The 14,400-nt window shown below is 52.0% G+C and carries 11 protein-coding genes and 1 pseudogene; 2 read left to right on the forward strand and 10 right to left on the reverse strand.

Features of this window, described 5'->3' with window-relative positions:
- The first annotated feature begins 282 nt into the window (after nucleotides 1–282).
- The gene (locus tag K2I50_RS07335) at nucleotides 283–966 is read left to right on the forward strand and encodes a hypothetical protein (protein ID WP_301025672.1); all 684 of its coding nucleotides are present in this window, start codon (nucleotides 283–285) and stop codon (nucleotides 964–966) included.
- On the forward strand, nucleotides 950–1,450 hold the full coding sequence (locus tag K2I50_RS07340) for an alkaline shock response membrane anchor protein AmaP (RefSeq protein WP_246863590.1): 501 nt from the start codon (nucleotides 950–952) through the stop codon (nucleotides 1,448–1,450). Before K2I50_RS07335 ends, K2I50_RS07340 begins: the two co-directional genes overlap by 17 nt.
- A 49-nt stretch (nucleotides 1,451–1,499) precedes the next feature.
- Here the strand turns inward: K2I50_RS07340 and K2I50_RS07345 are convergent, their stop codons facing one another.
- The 10 genes and pseudogenes from K2I50_RS07345 to galB all read right to left on the reverse strand — a co-directional run bounded on the left by K2I50_RS07345 (nucleotide 1,500) and on the right by galB (nucleotide 14,155).
- Nucleotides 1,500–1,724 (reverse strand): hypothetical protein, encoded by a 225-nt coding sequence (locus K2I50_RS07345; RefSeq protein WP_301025674.1) that lies wholly within the window; start codon nucleotides 1,722–1,724, stop codon nucleotides 1,500–1,502.
- A pseudogene (locus K2I50_RS07350) lies at nucleotides 1,721–2,187 on the reverse strand (DUF3990 domain-containing protein). Before K2I50_RS07350 ends, K2I50_RS07345 begins: the two are co-directional and overlap by 4 nt.
- The gene (locus tag K2I50_RS07355; protein WP_301025676.1) at nucleotides 2,184–2,405 is read right to left on the reverse strand and encodes a DUF3791 domain-containing protein; all 222 of its coding nucleotides are present in this window, start codon (nucleotides 2,403–2,405) and stop codon (nucleotides 2,184–2,186) included. Before K2I50_RS07355 ends, K2I50_RS07350 begins: the two are co-directional and overlap by 4 nt.
- Nucleotides 2,406–2,494: 89 nt before the next feature.
- The gene (locus K2I50_RS07360; protein WP_301025678.1) at nucleotides 2,495–3,403 is read right to left on the reverse strand and encodes a S66 peptidase family protein; all 909 of its coding nucleotides are present in this window, start codon (nucleotides 3,401–3,403) and stop codon (nucleotides 2,495–2,497) included.
- A 14-nt stretch (nucleotides 3,404–3,417) separates the two neighbouring features.
- On the reverse strand, nucleotides 3,418–4,197 hold the full coding sequence (locus tag K2I50_RS07365) for a radical SAM protein (protein WP_301025680.1): 780 nt from the start codon (nucleotides 4,195–4,197) through the stop codon (nucleotides 3,418–3,420).
- Nucleotides 4,198–4,258: 61 nt separating this feature from the next.
- Nucleotides 4,259–5,575 (reverse strand): DcaP family trimeric outer membrane transporter, encoded by a 1,317-nt coding sequence (locus K2I50_RS07370; RefSeq protein WP_301025682.1) that lies wholly within the window; start codon nucleotides 5,573–5,575, stop codon nucleotides 4,259–4,261.
- A gap of 105 nt (nucleotides 5,576–5,680) precedes the next feature.
- Nucleotides 5,681–6,076 (reverse strand): HIT family protein, encoded by a 396-nt coding sequence (locus K2I50_RS07375; RefSeq protein WP_301025684.1) that lies wholly within the window; start codon nucleotides 6,074–6,076, stop codon nucleotides 5,681–5,683.
- A gap of 22 nt (nucleotides 6,077–6,098) precedes the next feature.
- Nucleotides 6,099–6,569: a transcription elongation factor GreA gene (greA, locus tag K2I50_RS07380; RefSeq protein ID WP_301025685.1), complete on the reverse strand. Its 471-nt coding sequence runs from the start codon at nucleotides 6,567–6,569 to the stop codon at nucleotides 6,099–6,101.
- Nucleotides 6,570–7,138: 569 nt separating this feature from the next.
- Complete coding sequence (locus tag K2I50_RS07385) at nucleotides 7,139–11,443, reverse strand: choice-of-anchor J domain-containing protein (RefSeq protein WP_301025686.1); 4,305 nt, start codon at nucleotides 11,441–11,443, stop codon at nucleotides 7,139–7,141.
- Between the two features lie 204 nt (nucleotides 11,444–11,647).
- Nucleotides 11,648–14,155, reverse strand: coding sequence for a beta-galactosidase GalB (gene galB / locus K2I50_RS07390; RefSeq protein ID WP_526022967.1), 2,508 nt, complete (start codon nucleotides 14,153–14,155; stop codon nucleotides 11,648–11,650).
- Nucleotides 14,156–14,400 lie beyond the last annotated feature (245 nt).

Below are 14,400 nucleotides of genomic sequence, written 5' to 3' on the forward strand. Positions count from 1 at the left end.
ACGCAAAAAGTCGTAACTTTGCCGTTGATTGGGAGTAGTCCAATCATGACATTTTGAAAAAAGAGGCGTTATGTCTTCTTCTTGTATGCGAAAAGCGTAGGAAACTTTATTCACATGAGCAAGAGATGGCGTAATGGTCTCCACGCATATGCGTGGGGCTGTTATTCCCACATCTGCTCATCAAGGTATTCCTACCACCTTCGCATTAAGACGTGGCATTACAGTTCCACGCTTCTTAATTTTTATTTGCGCTTATGGTAACTGAGTGCGTTTAGTTAGATTATGAAAAAGACAATCGCCGGCTTTATCTTAGCTTTGGTTACCATTTGTGCTGCATACGCTCAAAAAGATGTAACCCAGTTTCTCGGAATTCCTATTGATGGCAGTAAGTCTGCCATGATTCAAAAATTAAAAGCTAAGGGCTTTAAAGCGAACTCATACAAAAAAGATGTGTTGGAGGGGGAGTTCAACGGAATGGATGTCAACGTCCATATTGTCACCAATGGAGATAAAGTATGTCGTATAATGGTATGCGATGCAAACCCTGTTGACGAACGCTCCATAAAGATTCGTTTCAATAACCTATGCCGTCAGTTTAAGAAGAACCCCAAATATATGTCAATGGATGATTATATAATACCTGATGACGAAGATATTTCATACGCCATAACAGTAAATAACAAGCGTTATGAAGCCATTTTCTATCAACACCCCGTTGAATTATCAGACACGACACTCATACAAGAAAAAATAATCCCAATCTTAACGGAAAAATATACTCCCGAGCAACTTGCCAATCCAACAGGGGAGATGAAAAGTGAGATGATGAAAAAGGCTCTTGAATATATGATAGAGTTATACACTAATAAGCCTGTATGGTTTATGATTTCTGACCTTTACGGTAAATACTACATAACCATGTTCTATGATAACGAATACAACCGAGCAAATGGGGAAGATTTATAAAATCATCGGCATGTGCCTGTTTTCCTTATTGGTAGCATGCATATTGGGGGGATGCGCTTCAATGCGTCCTCCCGTTATCCATACTTTTGATGATTCTATCAATAATTACCGATATTTCTACATATCACCGACAGGAGATTATACTTCAAATTCGGGAGTGTATGGTAATAAATATGGCGTTTATGGCGGTCCTACAAAATCCATCAATCCTGCGTCTCTAATATCTGGAATTCTTTTTAATAATGGGTTTATACAAGTCAATGAGGTAAATCCCAATAATGCAAAGGAAACAATGATTGTGAACTTTGGAGAAACCGGCAGAAGAAATGTCAATCTGGGATATTCAATTGAGGTCACAATTCAGTTCATATCAGCATATACACAACGCCCAATTTGTACTTGTACAGCAGAAGGGCAAGGAGAAACGGAAGCTGACGATGTTAGGGAAGCAATCCAAAGGGCCCTTAAACCATTGTTCAATTAAACAAAAGCAATTAGAGGATAATCTCTTCCGCTTATTGGCTCTTAAAAAATCAAGCTATTTTTCCGGTTGTCAACTCATTTTTAAGGAACGAATAGACATACTGCGTGCTTTGGAAATAAAGGCCGGTAGCCGGATCTATGAGTTTTGCATAGGTATCAGAATTGTACAATGTATCCAACGACTCGGATATGCTCATTCCAAAGTCGCGAGATAGCAATTCGGCCAAATCAGCCGCCATTGCCTCAGTCATATATTTAAAATCGTTATCCGTCATATTTTTGTAAGATATCCGATTGCAGACTCAGAACCAAAGTAGTACTGATATGTAATCCCCTTCATATATTTCAGCCGATTCAGAAACTCAGCTTTGTCTATACTTCCATCCTTGAGTTTGCGTATTTGCAGCCCGATTTTGTCGTTAGCGATAGGCCCGTAAACGATATCATATTTTCAGTCTGTAATCCTTCGCGATTAGAAAACACAAAATCAGCCCACTCCTCTGAATAATCTTCGAAAATTCGTGTATGCAGAGCGGAGGAATTCAATATATCTTTGTCAAATTCAAATTTTGTAACCACAGGCTCACCTCCTAACTGCATTGATTTAAATACAGCCATTTCTTTAGCCTGTGTTTCATTCTCCGACAAATAGAACCCCCTGCCAAAATCCTTATTAGGTTTAGATTTTTCAAGGTCTATCCTGTCAATGACCATATTTGAACCGTGGTAGAGTATCATAATTTGCCTCCCGATCTGCGACAATAAGCGGCTACACTTTCGACGGCTTCATTAAAATCCAGAGTATGGATTATGCCATAATTCTTTTCGATAAAGTCAACCCCCTTATGACGTTTGATATAATTGTATGCCTGCTTGTCAGACAAATTAAACCTCTTGGCAAACTCATTCACCAAGGCTATAATATACTCAAATATATCACGGATTTTATATTTCATTTATATCATTCCGAATTTATCCAAAGTTACCAATTTATTTTAAAAGAACAAATTTTTGAATGTCACTTTAGCCATTCCAGGGAATATTCTCACACAAAGCTAAGGGTGGCTAAGGCGGGGGTGACGGAGAGGGTGGCGGGAGCGCCGGAGAGTAGCGGGAGGTTGTGGTCGACGTGGCCTACGGGGAAGTTGAAGGCCACGGGGCATGTGACGCCTGAGAGGGCTGCGTCGAGCATAGTGTACATATCGGGGAAATTGCGGTCGGGACGGTAATCGGTAAACTGTCCGATGATGATGCCGGCCACGCGGTCGAGGAAGCCCATGAGGCGCAGCTGCCACAGGATGCGCTCTACCTTATAGATTGGCTCGGCGATGTCCTCAATAAAGAGAATGGTGCCCTCGGGGTCGGCGAATGGTGAGACAGGCGTGGCAATAAGGTCGGCTATTACGGCAAGATTGCCGCCGCGCAGACATCCTGACGCCTCGCCCAAGCGGTTGAACGGGTGAGGGTCAACGCCATAGGCGGGTCGTGCGCCCTCAAGGATGGAGAATAAGCGGCTATTGTCGGCATCATCGGCCTCACGCAGAGCGAGCGCCTTGCACATGGAGGCATGTACGCTGACTATTCCCCGCGAATTGAGCATGGCGTGAAGCGCTGATATGTCGCTGAATCCGATTAGCCAGCGCGGATCGGCGAGCCATTCATCTACCGGAAATTCCGGGATAAGATGCACGGCGCCGTAGCCTCCGCGCGAACAGAGCACGGCGCGCACATCGGGGTCGGCCAGGGCCGCGCGGAAGTCGGCGAGCCGCTCGGCGGGAGTGCCGCTGTAGGAGCCGCCCGAGCCGAGCGTATGTGGCTCAACCACCGGCTGATAGCCGCGCTGCCTAAGCCAACGACATGCGCCATCGACATACTCGGGATTGATGATGCTTGCGGGCGAGAGGATGGCTACCTTGTCGCCTGGCGCTATGGAGCGGGGAAATATCGTATCCATACGTGGCAGCTGGGTCAGGCGGTGACTATCTTGATGCCGGTAGCGTCGGCAATGCGTGCGGCTATGGCGTCGAGCTCGGGTCGCTCCACCTTCCGGAGGTCGGCCTCGGGCGTGGCACGGTCAATGGAATAGAGCATCACCTCGCGCGGACGGATGCGGCGGTATGCCTCGATGAGCGCTTCAATCTCCTCATCGACAGTGTTGTCGATATGATGGCCGTCGTGATTGCCGCGCAGGAGCATGGTCTGGATGATACATCGGTCGCCCATCGCGGCCAACTGCGGGATAAGCGTCTCGCAGGTGAACGACGGCGAGTTGGGCTGGTCGATAAGCCTCATCGTAGGGGTAAGGGCAGAATCGAGCTTGAGGATGCAGTTGTCGGCCATCATCAGACCTCGCCTTACATCCTCTCGGTCAAGACGGGTGGAGTTGCAGAGCACCGACACCTTGGCGTCGGGAAAGAAACGGTCGCGCGCCTCCACCGTATCGGCTATAATACCCTCGAAGTCGGGATGCAGAGTCGGCTCGCCGTTACCGGAGAATGTAATCACGTCGAGCGACTCTCCTCTCGATTTCATTTCGTCAAGCCGGGCCTCAAGGTCGCGCTTCACATCGGCACGGCAGGGGAGTCCGGTGGTGCCGGCCCCCTGGGCATTCCATCCGGCCTCGCAGTATACACAGTCGAACGAACATATCTTGCCGTCATTTGGCGAAAGGTTCACGCCGAGCGACGTGCCGAGGCGGCGCGAATGTATCGGGCCGAATATTGTTGAGTGGAACAGTACGCGTTGCATATTTTCGCTATGTGGTTTACGCAAAGGTAGGAAGTATGCGGCGCAAATGCAAGAGATTGTTTCAGAAGCTGTACTGGCAGGTGAGGCCTATGCGGTTGACCCAACGGCGGTCGCCGCTGAGGTTTTTGCGTGCGCCAAAATCATATTCGGCGCCCAGGAGCAGACGCGAGGTCGGATTCCAGAATATATTGGCAGCGCCGTAGAGGCCATATTTGTACATGCCTCCGTCCTTTATATCGCCGGGGAAGAGGCGTACCTCACTGAACATCACGGTAGAATACAGGTCGGGACGGAAATTGTACTGAAGGGCGGCATACCATGCGAGAGATTTGGCGGCATGCATGGCTCCGGGATTCCATTCCGAGGGGAGCATATCAAGTCCGCGGCTGTCGCACTGCAGGTCGTTGTTGAGCGACGCGATACCCTTGCCGGCATTTATACCTCCGTACAACACTGTGGAGGGGAGCGGATTGGCGACGGCGCTGAGATGGGCGCCCCACCCTATGGTACGATGATTTTCGGCTGTTATATCATCACGGTACTCAAGCCCGCGTAGTATACCCGACAGCCTTACATGGTAGAGTCCGTCGGCCCACTGGTACTGTCCGAAAGCCGCAAAGTCGGGCATGTAGGCATTACATGCGGTAGCTATGCCGGGGTATGTCGGCACCTGAAGGTCAGGAGCCTCCACCGATGCGGCAATACTCCAATGATTCCCTTTGAAGGTATGCATATAGCGGATAAGGAATGTCGTTTCGGAGACCTCGGCATTAGGGCCTTGGGGGTCGACTGTGTTGGGGCATGCGGCGGGGTCGGCAAATGTGGTCGACGCATAACCGAGAGTCCAGTCGCCGACACTTGCATATGCCTTGCTGAGCTTGAATCCATACCCGTTCATGCCGCTACCGGTAAATTTCGCCTGTATATACAGCTGATACCACCCGAAGCGGTCGGATTTTCCGAACAGGCGCAGAAACAGATGCGACTCACTGACCGATGCACCGATACGATGACGCTGGGTATTGTCGCGCGACATCGGTATCTCAAAGGGGATGAAGCCATTGTCGTCGATGGTGCCGTTCCAATCGTAGTAGGCCGTGGCGTTGAACTTGCCACCTATGCCAAGCGCAAGTTTTGAGTCGCGGCTCATAAACATGAAATATGGCGCAAGCGGGTCGTGGGCGTGGCGGAACTGGTCGAAATAAAATTTGCTAATCATCTCCTCCGACGAACCCGATTCGGCTGTTCCGTCGCCGAAATATATGATTTTGTGGCCGTGGTCGGTATCAGACTTCGGCGCCGGCTGCTCGGCATTAATCTGGGCAAACGAGGATAAAGAGGCGGCACACATGCCGGCCAAAAGCAAATGGCGTAACATAATAAAGACGGTAGAAAGTTGTTATATATTGTCAACAACAATCTACCGTCGTAATGTGTTGGCGGAGTGCTCCATTTTTTCAGAGCAATCCGTAATTATGTCGGTCTATTCCATCGCAGCGGCAATGGAGGCGGCCATAGATGCCATCTCCTCGGGCTGCATCGAGAGATGCTCGCCAAAGAAGTTCATATCGGCCTCGCGGTTGATAGGCACAAGGTGGATATGGGCGTGGGGCACTTCCAACCCCATTACAGCCACGCCAACGCGCTTGCAGGGTACCGCCTTCTTTATGGCTGCTGCCACTTTCTTGGCAAAGAGCTGGAGGGAGGCGTACTCCTCGTCGGACAGGTCGAATATGTAATCGACCTCGCGCTTGGGAATCACCAGAGTGTGGCCGGCCGCTACCGGACTGATATCAAGAAAGGCATAGTGGCGGTCGTCCTCGGCCACCTTGTAGCTCGGTATCTCGCCGGCTACTATTCTTGAGAATATGCTTGCCATAATCGTGGGTGCCTGTGGTGTATCAGAATGAAATCTCGACAATCTCGAATTTAGCCGTACCGGCAGGTATTTTTATCTCGACCACTTCACCGAGTTTGTGGCCGAGCAGGCCCTGTGCCACCGGGGTAGACTGAGCGAGTTTCTTTTCGCGGAGATTGGCCTCGGAGTCGGCAACGATGGTATACTCCATGGTCATGCCGTTGGCCACATTGCGTATCTTGACCTTGTTGAGCACCTGCACCTCTTCGGTATTGAGTTTTGACTCGTCAAGAATACGGGCATTGGCCACAAGATCCTTGAGTTGGGCAATCTTCATCTCGAGCATTCCCTGAGCCTCCTTGGCGGCATCGTATTCGGAGTTCTCGGAAAGGTCGCCCTTGTCGCGGGCCTCAGCGATAGCTCGTGATATTTCAGGACGCTTAACACTCTCAAGATATGCGATTTCGTCCATCTTCTTCTTGTACCCTTCGCGGGTCATGTAAGTGATAGCCATTATTGATGTTTTTTTAATTGACAAAAAAATTAAAGGAATCTCGACCTTTCCGGGCGAGACCCTTATACTGAACTTACGCCTGCCGGCTCTTTGACCGTGGCATTTCTGATGTTACGATGCAAAGATAGGTAATAAATTCCAGATTATGCGAAATGGCAGACATGTTTTATAACACATCAACCCGGATTTTGTTTTCACGCACTACAAATCCGGATTAGCTTAGACCGCGTTAACAAATATTGGTGAACGGGGGCTAAGAGTTTCCGCATAATGAATTATTTAAATTAATTTACAAATATATGTAAAAATGCTTCGAAAAACAAGCTCTAATGTTTTAGTACAGAGAATTTAACACCTATAAATAAAACATTTGACTCAAACCACGTGTTGTAGTTGCAGATACGCGGAATAGCGGCGGGATAAGAAATCCCAATTGTGGTTAATGGCGGATGAAATAGTCGCCGGCCGTATGTTCCCGATAGATCTCAAGAAAAAAGATGGAGTCCCTTGTGCAAGGTGCTCCATCTTATTTTTATCACGTTGTTATGATTGCGGGCAATGTGTCAGCGTCAGAACACACGCTTAACTGTGGTACCGTCGGAAAGGCGTATTATATATACGTTTCCTTTTACGGGGGTACGCACCTCCATGCCCTGAAGATTGTAATAGCGCACAGCATCGACGGCTGTATCGACGGCGATGGAGTCAATGCCCGAAGTGACCACACCGGCATCGTTGGAGAATGGCGATTCACCTACATGGTAGGCGGTAGTCACGTTGTATATATGCGTTCCTCCGGCGCCTGGTGTGGCATCGAGATATTCCTCTACGTCGGACCATGCGATTCTCTCGCCGTCGCGGTATATGTTGTAACCGCGTATCTCAAGCCGCTCCATAGAAGCCGAAGCCGGCACAAATGTGATGTCGTCGATGACGATGGCCTTGTTGTCCTGCGTAGACAGGCTCGTGCGGATTGCGGCATATCTCGCATCGTCAGGGAGCGTGACCTCATATTTTCGGAAACCTTTCTCCGGGTCGGTGCTCCATCCGTTGGGCACCTCAAAGGGCTCGCCATAGATGGTGAAGTCGGCAATATCACGTCCTTTAGACGAGTAGAGTATCTCGATTTTCTCAGGCCGTATCTGTCCGTAGCTTACAGCCGCCGCATGCGCCCAGAATGATACGGTGGTTTCTCCCGGGAACAGTTCGGGCAGAATGAGCCAGTCGGAACTTGCACCCTCGGCCGCACCCCACACTACAAAAGAGCATGCCCCCGAACGGGCATTGACTCCGTAGGACGACAGGTCAAGGTCGGGATATTTCCCGGCCTTTGCCACCTGGAATGCCATGGGCGCATAGGCGTTGGGATGTTTTGCCCACGAACTTATGGCTACAGTAGCCGCTCCGTCGGCGTCGTAGACATGGTAATCTCCGATGGCGCCAAAGGGATTTCCAGCACTGACACCACCGAAATCCCAGGGGTCAAGCGACTCCAGGCTATCGGTAAACGGACTCGGGTTGCGCTCTTCTGCGGGACGTTCCCATGTCAGCTTTACAGCGCCACCGGCGTCGACAGCCGAAAGCGAGCCGACAACAGGAAGACGGGGAGCATCGACCGACACAGTCAGAACCGCCTCATCGTTGGCTGCATACTCGTCGCCGTCGACTGTCACCGCCGCAGTGAGGAGGAGGCTCTCAACATTGACAGGCACAGGCACATCGACAGATAGCGACACAAAACTGTCGGGAGCCACCGGAATGCCATCGCACGAGGCGAGCACGCGGTCGCCGGCCGAGATATCTACCGTGTATTTCTCGGCAGCCTGAGAGCCCTCGTTGAGAAGGCGCACGGTATATGTGGCGGTTGTACCCCCTGTCACCTGCCCGGGCCCTGAGAATGAAGCCACGCCAAGGTCTACGGTGCGGACGTCGGTCAGGCGGATATTGTCGAGCATCATATCGTTGTAATCGCCGGTGGAGGCTCTGAAAGCTACCTGGAAGCGCTTGGTAGCGGCATATCGGTCAAGACCGATGGTGACACACTCCCACGAGGCACATTCAGCCTGTAGCGAGCGCAGGGTTTCCCATGTAAGTCCCTGATCGGCCGACACCATCACATCAAGAGCGACAGGCCCGTCGGGCGACATCATCCAGAATTTAAGTACAGGCGAGTCGAGCGCCGTAATATCCACAAGCGGCGAGACAAGAGTGACAGTGCCTTTGGAGGAATATTTCACCCAGCCTGCATCACCGTCCTGCGAGTAGTCGATATTGTCGTAACCCTTTGTTGTGGGTGTCCACGACGGATAGCCTGTGCCCTCCTCCACTATGGTGACCCATGGCGACATATCCTCCTTGCCGCCGGCAAATGACTCGACAAACGGCGCCGCGTAAGGTGTGCCGAAGGTCAGACTGTTGGAGCGTGCTCCCGCGGACGTTCCGGCCACGCTTGTGGCATAGACCGTATATTGAAGCACCCTCTGGCCGTCGGACGGTTGAGAAGCGTCGGTAAAGGTACACTCCGTAAGCGATGGCGCCACGGTAACGGAACCTGACGAAAGAGCCACACGATAAGTGAGGCGGTCGGGATTCACATACCCGCCATTGACGCCCTCCACGGGAGCTTTCCATACAAGCACGGCTTTGTCATCCTCCTGGCGCAACACCACATCCGACACGGGCTGCGGCGTATCCTCTCCGACATAGACACTGACTGTAGCGGGATATCCCCTGCCGGCTTCGGTGTAGAACACTACTGAATACTCATTGAAGCCGTTGACCGGAGCGACATCGGTAACCGATACCTGCGCGCCAGGCTCAGGATTATCGACGACAGCGACCACATGGCCGACAGTAAGATTGACAATCTCGGCTTTCAGCAGCGAGGCTATAGCAGAGCCGTCGACAGCCTTGAGGGGAGCCTCTGCCGTGACCGTAGCTTCCAGTTTTCCCGACGGGGCGGCTTCAGCTACAAGAGCTGGAGATGCGACCGGAGCCCCCGGAGCCACAGGCTCTGAGACTGAGAATGAGTAGATATATATCCCGTTCATATATTTCTCGCTGATACCGTGGATACCGAAATGGTATGAACCGTCGGCATCGGGTGTGAACACCGCGGCTACGGTCTCGCGGTTGCCTGTGGTGAGCGCCGTAGGCTCTATCACAGTGATGCCGAGAGCATCGGCCTGCGGCGACAGTCCGGCCTTTACCTCAAACATCTCTTTATATCTGTTGCTCCCCGAGCGGCCTTCGATTTCTATCGTGTAGCGATATCCGGCCTTGAGTTCGACGGGCGGAGTGACAAGCCAGTCGTCGGTGTTGTTGGTGCGGTGGTAGTTGCAGCGTGTGCCGTTGATGCTCCATTGCCAGGTAGTGCCGTCGGCATTGGCATCGATTACCGTAAAAAACTTGAACTGAGCCTCGTCGGTAAGGTCAAATGCCAACGGTGCCGACAGTGTCGCGCCGAGTGTCAAAGGCACGGATACGGCAGGTGTGCCTTCCTTTCCGGCATATGATGCAGCTACCTCGTATGTATAGTCGCCGAGCAGGGATGGCAAGGCGGTATCTTTGCATGAAGTTGTCGAAATGCCGGAAGCCACCACCCTCCCATCGGGCATTCTTGTGACTGTATAGGTAACGGCCGATGGGTCGATATATCCGCGGTGGGCACCATCGGCAACAGCATTCCATGATATGATTACCTCATCGCCATTCTTCACAGCCGACAATCCCGACGGAACTGCGGGAGTGTCATCTCCGGCATATACGGTGAGGCGTGAGGAGGCGCCGCGTCCGTCGGACGATGTGGCATACACTACAAGCGTATGTACTCCTTCGGCCAAGGTAATGTCGCGCACTACCGAGGCACCCGCCCCGGCTGTGCCCGACATGATGACTGTGCCGCCATCCTCTACGGTGTAATCCAGGTCGGCGGCAATGGCATCGCCGGAGATAGTAGCGGAAGGCATGTCGAAAGATATTTTGCCGGAAAGCGCGTTGCGGTCAAGAGCGACGACGAGCGAACTGACAGCCTGCGGCCCCTTGAGGTCGGCCACGGAGCTGAGAGAGTAAAGCCCGACGAACTCCTCATCGTCGGCAAAGGTGCAGACACGTGTGGCGGCTCCGGTCGAGGTATCCACGGTAAAGAGCGCGGAAATGTCGGCGTTGCATGCGGCCCAGTACAGCTCGCCGGTAGTGAAGTCGAAGCATCCCGACTGATTCCAAAGGGCAGGCACGAAGCCTGTCGGACCGACAAGAGTATAGTCGCCCGTGAGGCGGTCGAAACGATATAAATCGCCCGTCGACGCGATGCCATAGATATCGCCATTCTTGTCGGCGGCGACTGCGAGAAACGACACAGGGCGATTTCCGTCCATAAGCGTGATATCCCTGATTTCACTTACAACGCCGTCGTCAAGACAGAGCGTGCCGAAGACATAGCCCGACGAGGTAGAGTTGGTGAACACACCGTAGACCTTGCTGTCGACCGGACACCATGTAAGATCGGAGGCGGATGTCGAGAGCGGTATCTCCTTTTCGGATATCAGAGTCCACGTGTCGGCATCGTAGGTATAGAGCGTGTTTTTCTGTATTTTGCCGGTATTGGGCACATGTGTGAGCACGTAATATTTCCCGTCGGCATACACAGCTCCGCCGTTGGCATAGATATTGCCCTCACCGGGGTGATATTCCAGCGCCACCTCAGGAGCATCGGAGGCATTGAAGCGGTATACACCGGCACGAGTGGCATCCTCGTCGCCCCACGTGCGGGTATAAATCAGATTGCCGTACAGCACCGGAGTGAAAGCCGCGGCCATCACCTCGGCCACTCCACCCAAACCGAAGTAGAGAAGCAGCGCAACGGCTGATAACATAATTTTTCGCATTGCAAGTGTATCGTTTACAAAATTTATATAATTCCTGCGTAAAGATATACAATATTTATTTCAATCGCCGCATATCAAGAACTTCTTTTCAGACAACAGGCTATAATGTGACACCCATACATATAAATAAAGAGAGCCATTGTCCCTGTTGCCGGGGCAATGGCTCTATAAGGTGGATATAGCAGAGCTGCCTTATTTTGTAGAATTCAGAGTTATTTTGGCAGATTTCACTCCGGGTGCCGAGGCGGTGAACACAATCTCACCCGGCTTTTCGGCGGTGCGCACAACGGCAGTAAGCTGACCATGGAACAGCGACATCTGAGGCTCCTGGAACGATTCGAGAGACGATGCGTCGCCGTTGGCAGCAGCATGATATGTGCCGGCGCCCTTTACCGCGAATTTAACTTTCTGCGAGGCATCGGGACACAGATTTCCATCCTTATCGACAACCTTTACGTTGATAAACGCCATGTCGCGTCCGTCGGCCAAATAACTGTCGCGGTCGGCTGTCACCACAAGATGGTGAGGCTTGCCGGCGGTGCGCACTTCGGCTGTATCGACGGGTGTGCCGGCGGCATCGTAGGCCACTACGGTGACGGTACCCGGTTCATACTTGGTGTCCATCCACATGAGGCGGTAGCGCTTCTGACGCTCGAAACTCTTCTGGGCGGCCTCGGTATATGAGCTGTCGATACCTACTGAAAGGTCCTTTTTACGACGTCCCTGGCTCACACCGTTGATAAACAGTTCGGCCTCGGGATGGTTGGTGTAGACAAATACCGGAGTCACCTCGCCCTCGCGTCCGGGGAATGTCCAGTGAGGAAGAATATGTAGGGTAGATGCCTCAGGATTCCAGTGGCTGCGGTAGAGATAATAGCGGTCCTTAGGTATACCGGCAAGGTCGACAATTCCAAACAGCGAGCTGTGGCTCGGCCAATTGGTGTAGTACGGTGTCGGCTCTCCGAGGTAGTCAAATCCGGTCCACACAAACTCGCCTATGCAGTAGGGAAGATCCTCATGCTGGATGAAATCGTCCTCGGGGAGGTTGGACCATCCGCAATGCTCCACGTCGTAGCCTGAGGCCTGATGGTCGTCGTATGTCGCCATAGCCTTGCGCTCTACAGGGAACTTGTAGACACCACGCGAACTTACGGTAGAGGCGGTCTCTGTGCCAAGCACAATCTGCTGGGGGAGTTTCTGATATGCCTCGGGATATTTAAACGGACGGTAGTTGAATCCGGCCACATCCATTATGGCGGCGAAATTGTTGTTGAGCACGGCGTCGGGGCCATCCATACCCTGGGTGACGGGACGTGTCGGGTCAAGACGGTGGCATATGTTCTGGAGGAAATATGCGGTCTTGACATCGCCGGGATGCCACTGCTCCGACACCTCGTTGCCGATACACCACATGACAACAGAGGGATTGTTGCGGTAATTCTTTATGAGATTAGTAAGGTCTTTCTCGGCCCACTCGTCAAAAAGGAGGTTGTAGCCGTTTTTCACCTTGGGGCGACGCCACTCGTCGAAGCTCTCGGCCATTATCATCATGCCCATTTCATCGCAGGCCTTAATCAGCTCAGGAGCGGGCATATTGTGGGATGTGCGGATAGCGTTGCATCCCATATCCTTGAGGATGCGTATCTGCCTGCGTATGGCGGCATCGTTGACAGCCGCACCCAACGGGCCGAGGTCGTGGTGGTTGCAGACACCCTTGAACACAGTCTTCTCGCCGTTGAGGAAGAAACCCTCGTTGGGGCGTATCTCGATAGAGCGTATGCCGAATGTAGTAAGATACTCATCCTTCACCTTGTCGTTTCCGATAAGCTCGCTCTTCGCTTCATAAAGCCGGGGAGCATCGGGCGACCACAGCGCCGGATTGTCAACGACAAACGACTGGCGCACGGTGCTGTCATTATATTGGATGGCCGAAAGTGGTGTCGTGAGAGTCTTTACCATCTCACCCGACGGGGAGTAGATAGATGTGCGGAGCGAGTACTTCGACTCGTCGGCTCCCTTGGGAAGGCGTACCTCAGTAGCAACCTCTACCTTTGCCCACTCCTTGCTGACCTGAGGAGTCGTGATATATGTGCCCCACACCGGTATATGCGCTCCGTCGGTGACTATAAGGTGGACATTGCGGTACAGACCCGCTCCGGGATACCATCGTGACGATTCGGGCAGATTCTCGAGCCTCACGGCGACATTGTTTTTCTCACCGGGCTTTACCAGGTCGGTTATGTCGAAATGGAACGAGTTGTAGCCGTAGGGCCAGTAGCCGGCCTCCTTACCGTTGACATACACGCGCGCATGGGACATCGCGCCGTCAAACTTGAGTGTAACGCGCTCGCCGGGTGCAAGAGCGGGGATATCGATATCGTTGCGATACCATCCGGTGCCTACGAACGGCAGGCCGCCGGTGCGTCCGGCATGCTCCATGGCCTCCTTCTGACCGTCCTGCGCAATAGCCACTTTCTGCATGTCGTTCTGCCAGCTGAAGGGGCCGTATATCGCCCAGTCATGGGGTACGGTCACAGCCTGCCACGACCGGTCGTCGTAAGATGGGATTGAGAATTCACTGTTGTCCTCACGGGTGAACTTCCACCCTTTCTCAAGCAGCTGGGTGCTGCGTGCCGAGGCACTTAAAGAAACCACGGCCATGGCCGCAGACAAAGCGGTATAACAAAAGGATTTTTTCATGATAGGCGCTTGATTACGTCAAAGGTAAGTTGCACTGATTTTAATCAAATTTTATTCAAAGCTACAAATATAGCACATAATTGACATTAAATCAAATCCCGGTTAAAAACTTTAGGATATGTTAATAAGTATGTCGTATAAATTATTACGGATAAGTAAGTCGTAAAAATTATTTTATATTTCCGGCGAGAGGATTTTTGTTTGATTTTTCCTCAATGAGGAAGGAGTGTAGCGAGCTACATGAC

Origin of the sequence: Muribaculum sp. (assembly GCF_029051885.1) — a bacterium.
In the GTDB taxonomy this organism is placed as follows: domain Bacteria; phylum Bacteroidota; class Bacteroidia; order Bacteroidales; family Muribaculaceae; genus Muribaculum.